Below are 17,896 nucleotides of genomic sequence, written 5' to 3' on the forward strand. Positions count from 1 at the left end.
TTTTTCGACACTATTAGCAAAATTTTTTCTCAATAAAAAAATTGTTGTATTATAAAATATTTATGTTAAAAATAATCTATTACTAATACTAGTATATTAAATAGCTTAGGGTGATAGGTGAGAAATAGTTCTATTTTAAGTTGGAGGGTTGTATGTTTGTAGGTAAAGAATCAAATTCAAGTGGATGGAAACAGTGGGGTATAGATCTTGTAGATAATACTTTATCTTCAGTTGATCAAGCTATCTCAGGTTGGTTTTGGAATTTAATTAGTGATCTACCACGTGATTATTTTGCTAAAACGTTTGATCAAGTTAATTATCTTGATAGACGAGTTTGGGAAGGCATATTTAGAGCAAGTATAGAAGGTATAAAAGAACAATTAGAATCTGGTGTATCAAAAAAAACATTTGAAGCAGATATTATAAGACTGCAAGGTTTAATCGGTAAACATAGTCTATCTCCCCTTGTTTATGAAGATGGGCTAAAAGAACTAGAAGATTTTGTGTCTGATTCAAACAATTCTGGTAAGTACCTGGAAATGTTAGCTAATATAAGGAATGAATTTAGGGAAGAGTTAAGAGCTCAGCCTTTGCTGCTAAAGGAGTGTATCAAAAATGATACCAATCTAGGGCGAAGAGAAGTTGCTTATTATCAGTCTTTATTAGACAGTACAAGTAGCAAAGAAACTCCTGTCGAACCTTCTGCTTTAGGTGAAAGCATTGTAAGCAGCGTTGTAAGGAAGAATAGAGTTACCAATTCTAAGTTAAGAAATATTAGTAAATTACTTTTTTGCAATCCTGCACAAGCAGTTACGCTATTCCTAGCTGGCCAGGTAGTATTTGCTAATGCTGTTAGTATACAGTTAAATAATTCTTCTGCTGTAGAAAATTCTACTTTGCTTTTTGATGACACATTTATGAGTGTTTCTGAAGCGAAAGAGAATAGGACAGTCTCACTAGATACTTTTACTGAGAATACTGTTATTGAAAATTCTAAACATTTTTTTTGCGGTAATAGTACTTTTGAGGTAGAAGAAAGTGTGATAGTAAATACAGAAAAATCTAGCCATAGTCCTTTCACAAAGGCATTTAATGATGAGATAGAAAAAGTAAAAAACGAGATTGATAAACTAATAATAGCTTTGACTCAGACGGAGTTGGATAAAACTGTTAAAGTGGATGTACTGCGTTCTCAGCGTTCCATCAGTAGTAATACTATTAATAACCCTAATCCATCTGGAAGTTTTACACGTCCTAATCTTAGTAGTAAGGCTGCTAAGCTTGAGAACGAAATGAGAAAGATGAAGGAAGATATAGCGCAGTTGAAACAATCTTTCACCATTAGTAGTGGAGATAAAGAACGTCTTGCTAGCTTAGAAACTACTATAGAAACGTTAAAAAGGCTTTTGGATGATCAAAGTAGAGAGACTGAACAAAAAATTGCAAACTTAGAAAGTCTTGTAGAGAGTTTAATTAATGTAGTAAATAGCTTCAGAAAGGAGCTTGATGATATGAAGAAGAAAGCTGCAGAGCAAGAAACGATACAAAAACAAAAGGGATTACCAACCGAATGTGTTGAAGCAATTAAGAGCCATAATTTTAAAGTTGCTGAAGAAAAGCTCCAAGAGATTAATGATAATAGCAAGATTAATCTTATAATAAAAGAAGTTTATAATTATCAAATAGCTAATTTCGATTTAGTACTGAAATTTGGAGATGATATTCAAAATATTAAAAGAAGTTTTTTAGTTTACAAAGCTTTAAATTATGAAATGGAAAGCAGTGGACATAATGATAATGTAAAGGTAAAAAAGCTAATTGAGAGCTTGGAAAGAGAAATTATCAATCAAGAAAATACCTCAAGTGGTGTAAAGAAAGAAGCGTACTCTCTTACGGGTAAGTTAATAGCTAAGGTATCAGAAAGAAATATTAATCCATGGCTGTATAAAGCTGTTAGCAATTTAGAGGTTTTTAAACCTTTTGTAGATGCAATGGAAGAAAGAGGAATTAGCGTAAGTACTGCTAAGGATAATGATGGTGATAGTCTTTTACACAAGGCTGCTATGAATGATCATTTAGATGTGGTCAAATATCTTATAAATGAAAAACGTGTCGATGTTAATGCTAAGAACTACCTTGGCTCTACTCCTTTACATTATGCTACCTTGGACGGTCATTTAGATATAATTAGATATTTTATAGATGAAAAACATGTCGATGTTAATGTTAAGAACTATCTTGGTTCTACCCCTTTACATTATGCTGCCTTGAATGGTCATTTAGATGTAGTCAAATATTTTGTAGATGAAAAACATGCCGATTTTAATGCTGAAAGTGATGTTGGTTTTACTCCTTTGCATGCTGCCTATAGTGGTCATTCAGATGTAGTCAAATATCTTCTAAGTAAAAACCCTGTAAATGTTAATGCTCATAACGATGTTGGCTTTACTCCTTTACATTATGCTGCCTTGTGTGGTCTTGTAGATGTAGCCAAACATCTTATAAATGAAAAACACGTCAATGCTAATATTCAAGACAATCGTGGCTCTACTCCTTTACGCTACGCTTCTATGGCTGGTAGATTAGATATGGTCCGATACCTTGTAGATGAGAAGCATGTTGATATTCAAGGTAGGGCTGGCTGTACTTTTTTGCTTGCTGGTCGTGTGCATACAGATGTAGTCAAATATCTTGAATCAAAAGGCGCTGCTTGTCGTAATCGTCGTAGTGTTCAAGGGAGGAGTTTAATTTCTCATGAGCCAACTTCTAATCTAAAAGATATAGCAAGTGTAGAAAATTTAAATAATCTTACTAACAAACATTTATAGATAAGCCTTGATTCCTACTTTTACACTCAGAACTATGGAAAATGAACAATAAGAGGGTTGTGTGCCTAACTTTTATAAGTTAAATTGTTCTCAACAAACTTTTTCTTTTAGTAAAACTGTAAAACTTTATCGAGCTAATCTTCATGATGACAGTACTTTACAGTTTTATGCTCTTCATGATAGAAGGTTACACAGCTACCAATATTATGATAGCACTTGGCAAACATTGTCTGTAGAAGATCTTGATGCTCAGCAGCTCTATTTTGCTGATGTATTAGGGAATCGCCAAGACATATTGATAGCAAAAACTGGAAAGGGTATTAGTTTTTACCAATACAGTAATGGAAGTTTTGATCTTTTGGCTAAAAGTGATGATTTTGATGAAAATGAGTTTCATGATGTTTATGATTGGAATAAGCCTAGTAATATTATAAAACCTGGCCATTTTTACCATGATCAAAGTTTAGTTGGAATCTTAACTAAACATCAAGAATATGGAATAAAGTTTTATGCAGTAATGAAAGATGAGCTTTTTGCTGGTGAATATCCCATCTGGCCACTTGATACTGACTCGAGTATTTTTGGGAATTCTTCTCAAGCAGATTTTTTCTTATCCGATCTTCAAAGGAAAGGCCAGGAGAACATTATTGTGCGTAATAGGAAAGGATTGAACATATATGAATTTAATCAATATAACGGAATTGAACACTTAATGCAGGTGCCTCATAGTGCTAAGCGTGATGATCCTGAAGAAAAGTTATTCTTCCCTGACTTAACTGGCCAATCTTATCAAGACATTGTTTTGCTAAACTCTAGTGGGCTATTTGTTTACCAATATAATAATGAAAAAAAGAATTACAGATTTATTCATTATAATCCGCTGTTTGCTAAGTTAAAAGGGTGGAATTCAAAACATATAAATTCTGTTCAATTTGAGGACATAGATTTAGATGGCAGACAAGATATGCTCTTTACTGGTCCACAGGGAATAAATTTACTATCATTTAATAACTATACTAATCAATGGCAGCCTTTGCTGGATAATTCTCAACTTACTATTTCTGAACGCTATAGTGATATAATGAAAGTTATACCTGCCAATCCACCAATTACAGAATATCCTATCATTTTTACACAGCATAAAAATCAATTGTACTGGGCAAATATTGTTGAAGCTGAAGTATTATTGGAAGAAGAAATTGAACCTCAAATATCTAATGAGACTTTATCTCAAACATCAGCGGTGCCAGTAATACCACAGTTACTTAAATTACAACTTGAAGAAGAAAAGCCTCGTCTTTTACTTAGGGATCAATTAGACTGCTCTTCTATTATCAACTCAGTTGACAAAGATACGGGAAAACCAAAGTTTAAGTTACCGTTAATTGATTTATCAAATCTTTCAAACAATATTAAATTAGATTTCTTTTATGATGGTAATGGTAAGGTATCTGGTATTTTAGGATTTGGCTGGTTTTTACCACAAAATTTTATAATGATGGATCATCAGTCAAGTATCTTTCCTGAAGATGAAAAGTATTATGTTATTCTTCAAGATTTGCCACAGCAATTAACATTTGATTTCCGAAATTCAACTGATACTATCTATTCCTTTAAATTGTCAAATGAGCAGTCTGATTTGCGGATTCTCTATCGTAAAAATGAAGAAAAATGGGAAATAGATAGTAAAGGTATTAAACAGATTTATGGCCGCACTCATGGTTCTAATACTGATCCGATCAACTGGGAATTAACATGGGAAAATTGGCGAGGTGTAGGTAGTAGCTCTACAGGACAAAAACAACTTGCTACTGCTTGGTATTTAGCAGAAGTAAGAGATGGAAATGATAATGTGATGCGTTATACGTATGATATCGTTAATATTCCAGTATCGGGTGGTAAGAACTTTACTCGAGAAATTTACTTAAAAACCATTAGTGATAACCAAGGAAATAAAATCATTTTCAGTTACTCTGATAAGGACGTAAGCGAGTATGATTTATCACCTTTAGTAGATCAGGAAGGCAATCTAAATACACAGGCGATGCAGACTCGTTATTTAAAAGGCTATGCGGTTACTACTCCAATCTATCAGCAAGAAATTAATTTTGTTTACAGAGTAGAAAGTGGAAAGCGCTTTTTAACTGAAATTAAGCAAGATGGTGATGTCACTAATAAGTCAATCCTACAGTTCATTTACAAAGAGATATCAAAATCACATATGCTGGAAAAAGTAGTTTTGCCAACAGGTGCAAATGTTGAATTTAGTTATGAATCGATAGGAAAGATATCTTATGTTACTGAAGAAATAGGGCGAAGATTTGATGTAAAGAAAAATTATAGAGTAGATTATGGTAATGATGATGTATTAATTAGTTATGTAAATCAGCAAGGACAAGTGGCACTGAGAATGTTTAATCAAGAGATGACAGAGGAATTATACTCCTCTGTATCCAATTTTGCTTTATCAAGGTTCCCTTTATTAGGACGTGGTTCAGTAAAAGAGTATGAGGTTATACGTGCAGAAGATTTCCTTGCCATTGTTTTGTATTATCATACTGATAAAGAGCTATGTTTACTACGTAAAGAAGAAGATAAATGGTTATCAACTCCTAAGTATTACAATTTTAATGATGATGCAATAATTAGGTTTGGTAAAGATTTTATAGTTGTAGCAGATGCTAACTTTTCTGTAGAACTGATCAGTTGGAATAAAGATTCTAAAAAATGGAGAAAGGATGTACCTTTTGCTGAATCAGGAACAAATAAAGAACCACTATTGCTTGCAGCATTTGGTAGAGGGTTTATCTTTTATGAGAAGGATCTTTTATCAATAGGGTATAAAAATCGCGAGCATCAATGGCAATATCACACAATTAAAGCAATATCTGGAGTGATTGATGATATAAAGGGAACATTAGGTAAATTTGACTTAAGTAGTGAGTCACGCAAGTTGCTGTTGAGTTTCTTCAAAAACACTGCATTGCAACTAAATAATAACCTATGCCTTCTAAACAGATGGAAAGCAGAAGGAGAAAAGCTTTACTCTGTAATAGATTTATTTGTTCTGGACGGTAATTACAAAGTAGCTGAACATCAAACATACAAGATTCTTCAAGATGACTTAACCCAATTCTCACACAAAGTTGAAGATCGGAATAGAAATTCCTTTACGCTTGGTTATAAGAAGGTTGACAACAAATTTAAGGTCATCGTCAAGGACTTTCGTGGTCCTATTCTTAATGAAATATACAAACAAACTGACAATCAGAAATGGAGAAATGATGCGAAAGATGAAGTTCGCAAAGATGTCATTAAGTCACTTGGAAAAGTTTTTTTGTTAGATCATAAAAAGTATTCTGCAGTTCTAAATTCACAAACAGCAGTATGTAGCAATAAGAAGTTTACTTTCATTGGTGACAAATGGAAGGTGGATACAGTATCGGAAACAGAATTAAAACAAAAGGAAAGGCTGTCTGTTCCATTGGGAGATAGGTTTATATTGTACAAAGAGGATACACAATCTTCATTGAAACTATATAACCAGGGGAACAATAAAGAAAAGCTGGGAAATAGTTTACTAGATCTAGAAATAAAACAGTTAAATCAAACTTTAGCACAGAATAGGTATCCTGTTTACTTAGCTTATCAGGAAAATAATAAACAGGTAGGTGTGGTTGAGTTTTCAAATGATGGTAGTATTGATAAGAACTATAAATTACCTCAGGAGGAAAAATTAAGCCCTTGGAGTAGTTATCAAACGTTGGTAACAAACGTGAATAATTTTGATGCTGAACAAAGCAGTACTTTAGTCTTTCGCCCACAGCTTGGTATTAGACGCTTATTGCCTAACCCTATTATTGCAAAGGTTACAGTAAGTCTTAACAATGGTAACAAGCGTATTACTGCATGTGAATATAGTTCAGCAAAAGCATTAGGTAATACCATATACTATGAAAAGACTTCCTTAATTCCAGGTAATGACAAGGCATCTTTTGGGTGGATTGAGGAGGTAACAGATTTCGGTAACGGTTCCAAAGTGGAGAAAAGGGTATTTAACTCACAAGGAAAGTTAATAAAGACCCTAAAGCTTAAAGAGGAACAGGCTAGTGCCAACGATACAATAATAGATAAAGAAAACTTATACTTGAACAGTACTTTATTAGATAAGGCAAGAAAATTAGAAGTAGCACAATTTTCTCCTTATGAAATAGCAGACGAAGAAGTTGGTTATTATGGGTTTGAAGATTATGAAATAAATAGAATTGGTGCAAGGAATTCTACATTTGAAAAAAGATGGTTGTTTAATGAAAGTGATGTAGTGAAACAGAAATTTTCATTTACTGGGCAAAATCACTTGAGTTTGTCAGGACAAAAAGGGAGCGTTTTAGAAGGTAGGTTCCAGCCCAATAATCAAAACCAGGAATATGTAGCGTCATGTTGGGTACGACCTCAAAGTAAAATATTCGAGCTTGGTGCTGTCACACCTTATCTAAAGGCAATTGTTTATACTGAGAGTGGAGATGAAATATTTGGGTTACTCGGTGAAGTTAAGTTTCAGTCTAGTGATTGGTTTTATTTAGAAGTAGGTATAGATTTATTTTATGCAAAACAGATTTATAAAAGCTTAAATGATGGGCAAGCAAATTCAACTCTAACAGGACAATCGGATGTTAACCTAAAAATATCTATTCTTATAGTCCCTGGGGTCAATACTACTGTTGACATAGATCATATTCGTTTCTTTCCATTAAATAGCAATTTTCAGGCTAATGTGTATGACCCTAAAACTAAGCAAGTTAGAGGAATCATACATGCTAATGGATTAGTTAAAAGATATGTTTACGATAAGTATCAAGAGCAAGTAGCAAGTGTAAATGAGTATGGTCAACTTGAGGAGTTTAATACTTATACTAAAGCTTCAAGCATTGGCAGAATAACACAACTAAGAAATAATATTCAAATTCAATCAGAAAATGGATTTTATGAAGATTTTGCCCCTTATTCGTTTTATGAGCGCTGGAAAATAGATAATGAGGATGTTTGGAAAATTTCTTTAGGTCAGCTACAACACTTCACTAATCACTTACATAGCTTACAGCTAAATCCGTATGATATTAACTCTGCTTCTCACGGAATGAGGATGTGTTTTTCACTGCAGTCAGAAAGCTCCATCATAAAGTTTAATGATGATCTGAAACTGATGCGTACAGGCAACAGAGCTAACATTATATTTCCAGGAAAAAGGCTATCTGTACCACTCAATGGTGAAATGCTATTAGCTGTTGAGCATGGTCGTTTATTGGTCTGGATAGATGGTGGTTTATATTTTGATGGTTCGTCAAACGGTTCTTTATTCAATTTAGGTGTTAGTGGTAAAGTAAGAATAAGCGATGTAATGGTCTTTAGCAAACTAAGTATTCAGGTAACTTATTTTAATGCACTGGATGAAAAATTACAAGAAGTTGTATTAGAAGGTGAAAATACAGCAATAGTGACAGAGTATCTATATGATGAGCTAGGTAGACAAACCATTACTACGCAACCAGCACGTATAGAAAGATCTAGTAGCCAATCTGTACTAGCTTATTACCTTAACTTTGTTACTAATAGTAACCCTTATTCGGCAAATTCAGTATGGAAAATTGGACAGTTACAGGGCGATGTAAGTAGAATTATTGGAGAGCATAGTTATAGCCAAACTAAGTATGACAATAATCCTCTGGATGAAAGATGTGCGGTAGGGCTGCCTGGTAGGGAATTTTCTGTTTCAGGTCCTTATGCAAAGCGCTTTGCTTCTTCGTCTGAAAATCTATTTATCAACAATCTTTTTCCTACTAATCAAAACTACAGTTATCAAGTGGAATATAAACCTGGAGGTGTAGAAGATATTTCCGTCTTTGATAATAAGAACAATAGAGTGGCTCAGTACACCCGTGTTCCAGGCAGTAGAGATTTACTAAGTACTTATGAGTATGATGAAAATGATAAGCTAGTGAAGAGCTTGCCACCTCTCTATCACGAAAAAGTACGTACTTTTCATAAACTTAATTCACAGCTCCAATCTTTATCTACGGAAGAAAAAGCATTACAAAATTTCTTAGGAGCACATACAAGTTATGATGGAAAAGGAAATGCAATTATAAAAACAACACCTGATTCTGGAAAAGTAGAGCATTTATATGATAATAACGGGTTACTAAAATTTGCTGTGTATTATTCTCAGCTTAACGGTGAAGAAGTTGAAAACGTTATATATTTTGATTACGATCAATTAGGTAGATTGATCAGTACAGGTAAATTAACTTCTCCACCTCCTAAAAAAGAAGAGTTACTCACTTTGGCAATATCTAGCAATAACACAGAGGAATATCAACAATTTTACCATAGCGATTTCGAACGTGAACCTATATTGCGTGGAAAGGTAAAGAGAACCATTACTTTTAACAACAGAGAACCTTTAATTGAGGAGTCAATATTAAATATAGATAAAGAAACCTTAAGTAAACGTATTCTTATTCCAATTAAAGATAATGATGAACCTTTGCTCATTGCAATAAATAAAAGGTATACGGCAGGAAAGCTAAGGGAAATAGAATATCCTATCGATGTTCAAGGCAATTCTTTTAAGCTTACTTATAGTTATAATAAATTGGGCAAAGTTATAGGAATTGGTGTACCAGGAAAATACAATCTTTTTGTTAATTTTGCTTATAACCCTGCTGGACAGGTTATTGGTGAACAACATTTACCAGAATCTACAAAGAATTTTACTCGTCAATATAGTTACAATAATCCAGGCTTTTTAACTAAATTAGAAGATAAGTTTTTAACAGAAAAAGTTTATTATACTGACGGAAGTTACGGTGGGCACGGATATGGTGATGGAACTATTACACGGACTGAATTTAAGGTAACTTGGCATGAATACTGTGATAACAGGGGGCTTGGGTTAAATGAACAATCGTTCATAAGTGAAAATATCACACCTGAAGAGTCAGAACTTTGTTTTCATAAGCTAAAGGAAACAGGTTATTTAAATGAGCATAACCACCAAGCTAAAGCTTACTATCCTGCTTTGGAACCAAAATTACCAATTGTTTGTAGTTACGGGATCACTGGACGTCAAATTGCAAAGACTTTAGGAGAAAAAGGTTTTCCTGCTGAGTATGGGCACAGTTATGATTACGGTAATCATCAAGAGCTGACTAAAGCTAAATACTTTATAGGAGATGAAGCACCTTTACCATTACAGCCTGATACTTTTGCTAAAGAAATTCGAGGAATAAATAGTACGGTTTCACAAGATATATGGCAAACATTGAAAAGTGCTGGATATTTGAGAGAAGATAATGCGAAAATTGATACATCTCTATCTCATGCTAAGCAAGGAAAATCCTTTGTTCGTTCAACATTATTTAGTGACCTCAGAAGTATTAGTACTGATTATGGGAGATATAGATTACCTATAGAAAGGTTATTAATTACTGCTTTCTCCAAAAAGCAAAGCTTACCATTATTAAAGTCAGGCTTGCAAGATGCTTTTGTAAAATGGAATGGTGGAATTATAACTGATCAGTTACAGCAGACTACAAGTAAAATTGTAAAAATGCTGGAAAGAAAACAGTATCTAGATAATCCTCTGAACACAGAATTTAATAACCTCCTCAGGAAATATGAGCGTTTTATTCCTGATATAGTACGGGTATTGTCAGAGCGCTTTGCTAGACAACTTGGTGAAGCAGAGTTTGACGTTGAATCGTATGATATAGATGCAAATGGTAACCATAAGCATTACTACACTGGATTTGATCGTTATGAGCTAAGCTATCGTAACAATACTAACCAAGTAAACGGTGTTAAATTTAAATCCTACTCTTCATCCAAACCGGAACAAGAGTTTGCTATAAGGTATGACAGCCGAGGAAATGTAATTCAAGCTTTGCATAAGGGTATCGAGCATATTGATTATAATCCAGCATCAAACCGAGCAACTAAAATACAGTTAACCGATGGCAAAACGTTAACCTTCTACTATAATGCTCAAGGTGAGCGAGTACTCAAGAGAGTTGCTGATAGTCAAGGGCAAACAACAAAAGAAATACATTATATACGCGATGAGTTTGGTCGTGTGTTAGTAGAAAGGCAAATCACTTATATTTTCCAGGATTTACCACCTGATATACTTGTCACTGCCTACATCTACGGTCCAAGAGGGTTGCTTGGATTTATACGTAGAGATGAATTTTATAGCGTAATAACTGATCATGAAGGTTCAGTAAGATTAGTGGTAAAGGGTGATGAAGTTGTAGCAGCCTATGATTACTTGCCATATGGTAATTTAATGCGTGAATACGGAGCCAATCCGGAAGCTCATATTGCATATCGCTATACTGGTCAAGAGTGGGATGAGGAAATAGGTTTATATAACTACCATGCACGTTTTTATGATCCAAGTATTGGTCGCTTTTACCAAATTGATCCAAAGGGGCAATATTTTAGTCCATATAAATACGCTGGTAATTCGCCAGTATCAATGATAGATCCAGATGGAGAGCTCGCTTGGTTTATACTTGTACCGCTTATGATAGGATTAGGTATGGGAGGAGCATATTTAGGTGGATCTGCAGCAAACAATAATTGGAATCCTGGTAAATGGGATTATGGAAGTGGAAGAACTTGGTTAGGAATAGCAGGTGGAGGGGTCGGCGGTGCATTACTACCAGTAGGTTTTGGTGCATCTGTGGGTGCTTTTACTGGTATAGGATTATCAAGTACAGCAGGTATTACTGCAACAACTGGTTTAGGAGTAGGAGGAGTTTATTTGAGCACGGCTGCAACTAATAATGAATGGGATCCAGGTAAATGGGATTTTAGCTCACCAGGAACGTGGAATGCAGCGTTTCAAGGATTTGCGATAGGTTCTGGTGCAGCTGGTGGAATCCGTAGTGCTGGAACGTTTTATAAAGGGTTATCTTCTACTTGGGGTAAAGGTGCTTTTATTATTGGTAGCACAGGTACAGGTGGAGGATTATTTGTTATGAATGGATTCGCTACCAATTGGGATTTTTCGAAGCCAGGGGTTTACTTTGGCTTTGTGGATGCAATTACAGGTGCTCCTGATTTACCTATGTTTGTGCGCGGTTCTGGTAGATTTTTAAGTAAAAATGTACGTAATGTTGTTAATGCCCTTTCTCATCCTGAACAAATTTTGATGAGAATAGATGTACTAAGATCATTAAGGAGATTGGAAGATAGGCAAGCTCTTCATAAAGTTTATGCATACCTAAGAAATCTTGCTAGTCATTCTGATTATCAATTCTCGAAAAGCTTAGGAAAAATGGCTGGAGGAACGGCAATTACAGGTCTTTCAGATTATTTAATGGGTATGGCGGCTAGTGAAAATAACTGGGACATGACTTCTTTTTCTACTTATCATGCAATAATCAATGGAATTCTTACAGGAAGTCAACTCTCTTCAATTGGTAGGTCTGTGTATCGGAAGCATAAAACTATTAATAAAATAAAGCCTATTAAAGAAGCAACAACGGTAGCTGAAGAAGCCATACGTTTGTATAGAGATTTGCTTAAGGAAGTTAAGATTTCATACGATCCAGGAGCTGAGAAAAAATTTAGTAATATTGTTAAAATGCATTTAAAAAAAGGAAATATTCCTAATACTGCAATTTCTGTAGTGAGAACAACTGATAAAATAGCGTTAGTTGCACTTTCAGGCAATTATGGACCAGGATTAGTATTTTCTATTGACTTAAGAGGAAAGGGAAAGTCTCTTGTGGTGCTGGATGATAATTTACTTATCGGTGGTAGGAAAGTTGCTTTAAGTGATGATAGAGAGATAAACGATGGTATCATAAAAGCCATTCAAGATAAAAAGGAAGAAATAAAAGAGATTAATATTGATGAATATAAAAAGGAGGAGAAAAAATTAAGAGAATTTCTTTTTAGAGAATCACAGTTAATACCTTCACTTACTGAAGACGGAATTGAAAGCATTATTACAAATTTAAAAAATGAGATCAAAAATCAAGGTTATATGGAGGAAAGGTATGCAGCTATAATATTGAGAGGTCCCTTAGAAGAAGCACTTAATGAATTAAAAAGTTTAGACGGGTTGAATAGAAAGATAAAAGCACTGAAACCCGATAACGAAAAGGTAATAACAGCATTTGAAGAAAAAATAACAAAATTGGGACAACAACATGAACAAGGGAAAAAACAAAATTCTGGACAAACAATGTCAGGAAAAGAAAGAATACAAATACTACACCAAAGAGTAGATAAGTTGCAACAAAAAAAGAAGCAAATACTTGAAGATTTAAAGAAATTCGATAAGGCTACTAATGATAGAGGCCAATTACCTGGTCCTTCTACCATTAGTGATAGGAGTATAATAGATATTCTTTGGAATGATCACTTGAAAAAATTTCATGATAAATTTACTCACTGGGATCGAACGAATTGTGCTGAGCCTCATGTTATTACTGCACTGTCGAGAAGTTCGGAAATTTTTCCTTCTCATTTACAAATAAGTTCCGATTATAACTTGAAAGATATTCGTTACTTAGCAACTTACAAAATAACTTATGATAATGGTTTACGTGAATTATCTTATAATAGCTTATCTTATACTAAGGATTTACCTTACTTACCTTACAATAGACCTGAATTAACTTATAATGATGATTTACGTGAATTACCTTATATTAAGGATTTACCTTACTTACCTTACAATAAGGATTTACCTCAATTAAGAGCATTTCCTCGCTGTGATCATTGTGTAATAACAACCAAACCGGTTAAAAATGTAATAACTGATCCTCATTGGTCAGGCAAAATTGACGATCTGAAATATAAACTACCAAGTTTAGATAGAAAACAGGATTCATACAAGCAGAGATTATATTTCCTTATACCTTACCATGATATGACAAATAGGTTAGTCCGAGTTAATGCGACAGATAATCGAAATGGTACTCTTTCTAGTAGACAAAGGAGATCAGAAATTAATGAACAAACTAGAATAGAGGTTATACCTAATTATAGAAACAATAAAGATCATAGGATTTCTACTGTAGATATTGTGGACACAGTGGACAACAATCATGCCATTAATGTAAACAAAAAAATTACAAATAGTGCAGCAAGACCACCTTCGTGGATAAATGATTTATTTGGCTGGATAAAAAGCTCTATAGGTGGATTATCTTATTCTCAAGCTGCTTTACCTGAGGGAACATCAAGTACTACAACTAAGAATTCAATATTACAAGTTAATGCTCCAATAGATGTAAATGGTACAATAATGTTACTTGACGTGCTCGTTAGAAAGGTTACGGGTCAGAAGTATGTTTCTACTGTAGATCAGCCTATATCTTCACTAGAAGCACAGGGATATGCATTAAATATTACAAAAGGATTTGAGAAAGTAGTAGAGCAAGCTGGATTAAAAAGTGGTGTATCAATGCATCGACTAAATATTGATTTTGTGGGAATACAGAAAGAAGTTACAGGAAAAATCATGAGTGGTAAATTTAATGAGATTTCAAGGATTTTAAAATTATACATAAAGAAAGCATGTCTTGGCGAAGAAGCTGGTAAATTAAGTCCGAAAAAGTTTGACAAGTTTATAGCTCAATTTAATAAGGATCTGCTAAATCAATCAATAGAGCAGATATTACACAACAGAGATGGTATATTGGAAATTGATGGTGTAAAAAAACAGCAAATGAGTTTAGAGCCTCAAAGTTATTTAAGTAATGCTTCTATTCAAAGCCATTCAAAGGACAAAGTATCAACTTGTCTTTCTGATATAGGAGTAACCAAGCTTGGAGGTAATATCAATAGGTAGGTTATAATATAAGAGGTAATATGCCAAGTAGTGGAAAATTTAAAGTGAAGGTAGCCAAAATAATTAGGGATACCAGACCAAGTTTGATGGTCCTAATACTAAAATGGATGAAGTAGACACTAAATGCTAAGTGGTTAATGTGTTTTCCATATTGAACTTACAGCACGTAGCTTTGATACAGAAATTTGGATAACGTTATGATAGTAATTTATATAATTCTATGTGTAATCTTTATAGCTGTTTTAGACAGTTCACTAGATTCTTAATTAGGGGATATGTCTAACTTAGAAAAGGTTTTCATAAATGTTAAAGTGAATAAGTAGGAATATCATGTTTTTTCTTTGAGTTGTAAAATTTCAGAATAAGAGAGACCGGTAATTTGAGCTATAACATCTATAGAAACACCGGCCTTAAGTGAATTTTTTGCAACTTCAATTTTACCTTCAATTTTACCTTCAATTTTACCTTCAATTTTACCTTTTTGATGGCCGATTTTGATGCCTTCTTGTCTACCTTCTTGTCTACCTTTATGAGTAGCATCATCAAGACGTTGTTCCAAAATAGCCTTCTCTTTCTGTACGCTCAATATTCTTTCTTCATATGCGATCAAATCCTTTTCATTCCAGCGAAACCTGTCTAATTCATCATATGCTAGCTTTATTATCGGAGCTTCTGCTGCTATCTTTTTCAGATCTTCTTCAGTTGTTTCTTCTGCGTATTTAAAAAAGAAACACCATCTCTCTGTAGTATTCTCTAACTGCTCTACTCTATTTTTTGTAAATTTAGGCAACTCAATAAAGACAAATTGTAGATCTTTTAAGTAATGACCATTGGTTTTGATATCCCGTATATTATGAGTAGAAATATAGTCAACTTCTCCAGGCAGAAGGTTACAATTGGAAATAGCAATAAAAAAGACTTTCTGAAGATCAATGTAATTACCAGATTTATCTAATTGTCTTGAGTAAGCCTTAGCAGCATAAAGTTGAGCACGTTTTTCAAAGCCTTTATCACGAGCGAGCTGCATTTCGATGACAAATCTATTACCAATGGAGTCTTTGCAAAGAACATCAACAATGCTTTGTTTGTCAGAGGCAATTTCAGGATCCATGATAGTACTGAGGAATTCAATTTCTATTATTTGATCAGAAGTAGAAAAGTCCAAGATATCGTTGAGGAAGTGGATGAGGATATTTTTATTCTTTTCAGAGCCAAATATTTTCTTAAAACTAAGGTCGTTTTTTGGATCAAGAAATTTCGAAAGAGCCATGACGAATTAACCTAGAAAGCATTAATAATTATACACAATTGTGAAGAAATATTCAACTAAAATGCAAACATTTTGTATATCTTTATTTGGTAGTATTAACCTATATAATATTTATGGCAAATATCTCGATAAAGTACAAAATAGCACAAAATGTAAAAAGCTGGAGGTTAAAGCGAGGTTATACTCAAAAAGATTTAGCGGAGAAAATCGGCGTAACGTATCAAATAGTACTACAATATGAAAAAGGAACACGAAAAATTTCGATTGAAAAATTGTACGCTATAGCAAAGGTGTTATCGGTTGATATTATAGACCTAATTCCTGTATCAAATGAAAAAATCTGTCTTGAAGATGAGGGAGAAGAAATACTAAATCTAGTAAGAGAATATAAAAAGATTAATGATCAGGAGTTACATAGAATGTTTTGTTTGCTAACCAAATTTGTCCAAGTCAGTGAAAAAAGTAGTAAAAAAGCAGAGAAGGTGAAAATTGCAAAGGGTATGGTTAAAGCAGGAATTTCTGTTGATATTGTTTCACAGGCAATTGGCCTCTCTGCTGATGAATGTGTTGAAGAAAAAACGGGTTCTATCTACTACCAAATAGGAAAAAAGATAAAAGAATGGAAGAGAGTATACTCAAAAGGATTTGGCTGAGAAAATGGTTACAACACGTGACGAAATAAGTAACTATGAGCAAGGAAGGGTTGCTGTTCCACTTGATAAATTATATGAGATAGCAAAGGCATTATCGATTAATATTACGGATCTACTAATAGAGGAAGGGAGTAAAGTGAAAAATGAGCTACCTGATTTAATTAAAGGATACAAAGAAATTGAGAGCCAAGAACTACGTCATGCGCTAATAAAATCTTTGTTTGAAGGCATACGGATTTGTGAAGAAAAAGTGAGGAAAGCGGAAAGAATCAAAGTTGCAAAGGATTTAGTAAAAGGAGGAATTTCTATTGATATTATTTTGCAAGCGGTAGGCCTCTCTTTAGACGAAATTCAACAAGTTTAAAATAAAAAAATCACCATATATTAATATCTTCACCTATTCATGAAAAAATAAGTAAAAAAGATTGAGAAATTGATTTGACTTCACTCAAAAGTTATGGCTCTATGCCAATGCTGATAAAAAAACAGCAGTAAATAATTAAAAAAAGTTTGTTGTTAGTGAAGGGTAAATTATATGAATAAAAGTAAAGAAGAAATCGAATTTAGAATATTAGAAAGCAAAGGCAAAGCACTACTTGATCGTGAAATAATGGAAACGTTTCTAAGTGCAGTACATGAAAGACCACAGGCTCGAGAAATTGCTAAAAATCTGGTGAATAGCTATACGGGAGTAGGAAGGATTTTAGGTAGAGAAATGGACGACCTGAAAGTTATAGAAGGAGTAACTGATTCTGCAGTAGCAATGATTATGTGTGTTAAGGAAACACTAGAAAGGGTACTGAGAGAAAAGCTCAAGGGAGAACCAATCATGGACTTACAAGGGCTAGTAGAATACTTGAACGTAAGTATAGGTCATGCAGAGAGGGAATGTGTAAAAATACTGTACTTGAATAAAAGGCGCCAACTAATCGGAGAAGAATCCTATATTGGTGAAATGGAAAAAGCACCAGTGTACATAAAGGAAATTATAAGAAAAGCATTAATAAAGAATGCAACATTAGTAATAATGTCACACAACCATCCTGGGGGACGCTTAGAACCATCAGAAGAAGATCAAGAAGTAACGAAGAGCTTAGCAGCAGCATGTAGTACTGTAAGCGTAAAATTGTTTGACCATATTATCATCACAAGTGGAGGCTATTTCAGCTTTCGAGAAAACGGATTGTTATAGTAGAAAGTATTTGTAAATCTACTCACTATAATTTATAATGAGTAATAAAATGTATAATAATAAAGTTTATTGTACGCTTAAAAA

4 protein-coding genes and 1 pseudogene are annotated in these 17,896 nt (G+C 33.8%); 4 read left to right on the plus strand and 1 reads right to left on the minus strand.

The annotated features are described in order from the left end of the window. The first annotated feature begins 152 nt into the window (after window positions 1–152). Both ABWU45_RS03015 and ABWU45_RS03020 read left to right on the plus strand, forming a co-directional pair. Entirely contained in the window at window positions 153–2,828 is a 2,676-nt protein-coding gene (locus ABWU45_RS03015) for an ankyrin repeat domain-containing protein (RefSeq protein ID WP_353278957.1), read from the plus strand. Window positions 2,829–2,889: 61 nt separating this feature from the next. After that, window positions 2,890–14,697, plus strand: coding sequence for an RHS repeat-associated core domain-containing protein (locus ABWU45_RS03020; protein WP_353278958.1), 11,808 nt, complete (start codon window positions 2,890–2,892; stop codon window positions 14,695–14,697). 328 nt (window positions 14,698–15,025) lie between these two features. Here the strand turns inward: ABWU45_RS03020 and ABWU45_RS03025 are convergent, their stop codons facing one another. Further along, window positions 15,026–15,967, minus strand: coding sequence for an Rpn family recombination-promoting nuclease/putative transposase (locus tag ABWU45_RS03025; protein ID WP_353278960.1), 942 nt, complete (start codon window positions 15,965–15,967; stop codon window positions 15,026–15,028). Window positions 15,968–16,080: 113 nt separating this feature from the next. Here ABWU45_RS03025 and ABWU45_RS03030 point away from each other — a divergent pair. Together ABWU45_RS03030 and ABWU45_RS03035 are read left to right on the plus strand one after the other, a co-directional pair. After that, a pseudogene (locus tag ABWU45_RS03030) lies at window positions 16,081–16,984 on the plus strand (helix-turn-helix domain-containing protein). Between the two features lie 171 nt (window positions 16,985–17,155). Further along, complete coding sequence (locus ABWU45_RS03035; protein WP_353278962.1) at window positions 17,156–17,812, plus strand: RadC family protein; 657 nt, start codon at window positions 17,156–17,158, stop codon at window positions 17,810–17,812. Window positions 17,813–17,896 lie beyond the last annotated feature (84 nt).

Origin of the sequence: Wolbachia endosymbiont (group B) of Longitarsus flavicornis, from assembly GCF_964028135.1 — a bacterium.
Classification (GTDB): Bacteria; Pseudomonadota; Alphaproteobacteria; order Rickettsiales; family Anaplasmataceae; genus Wolbachia.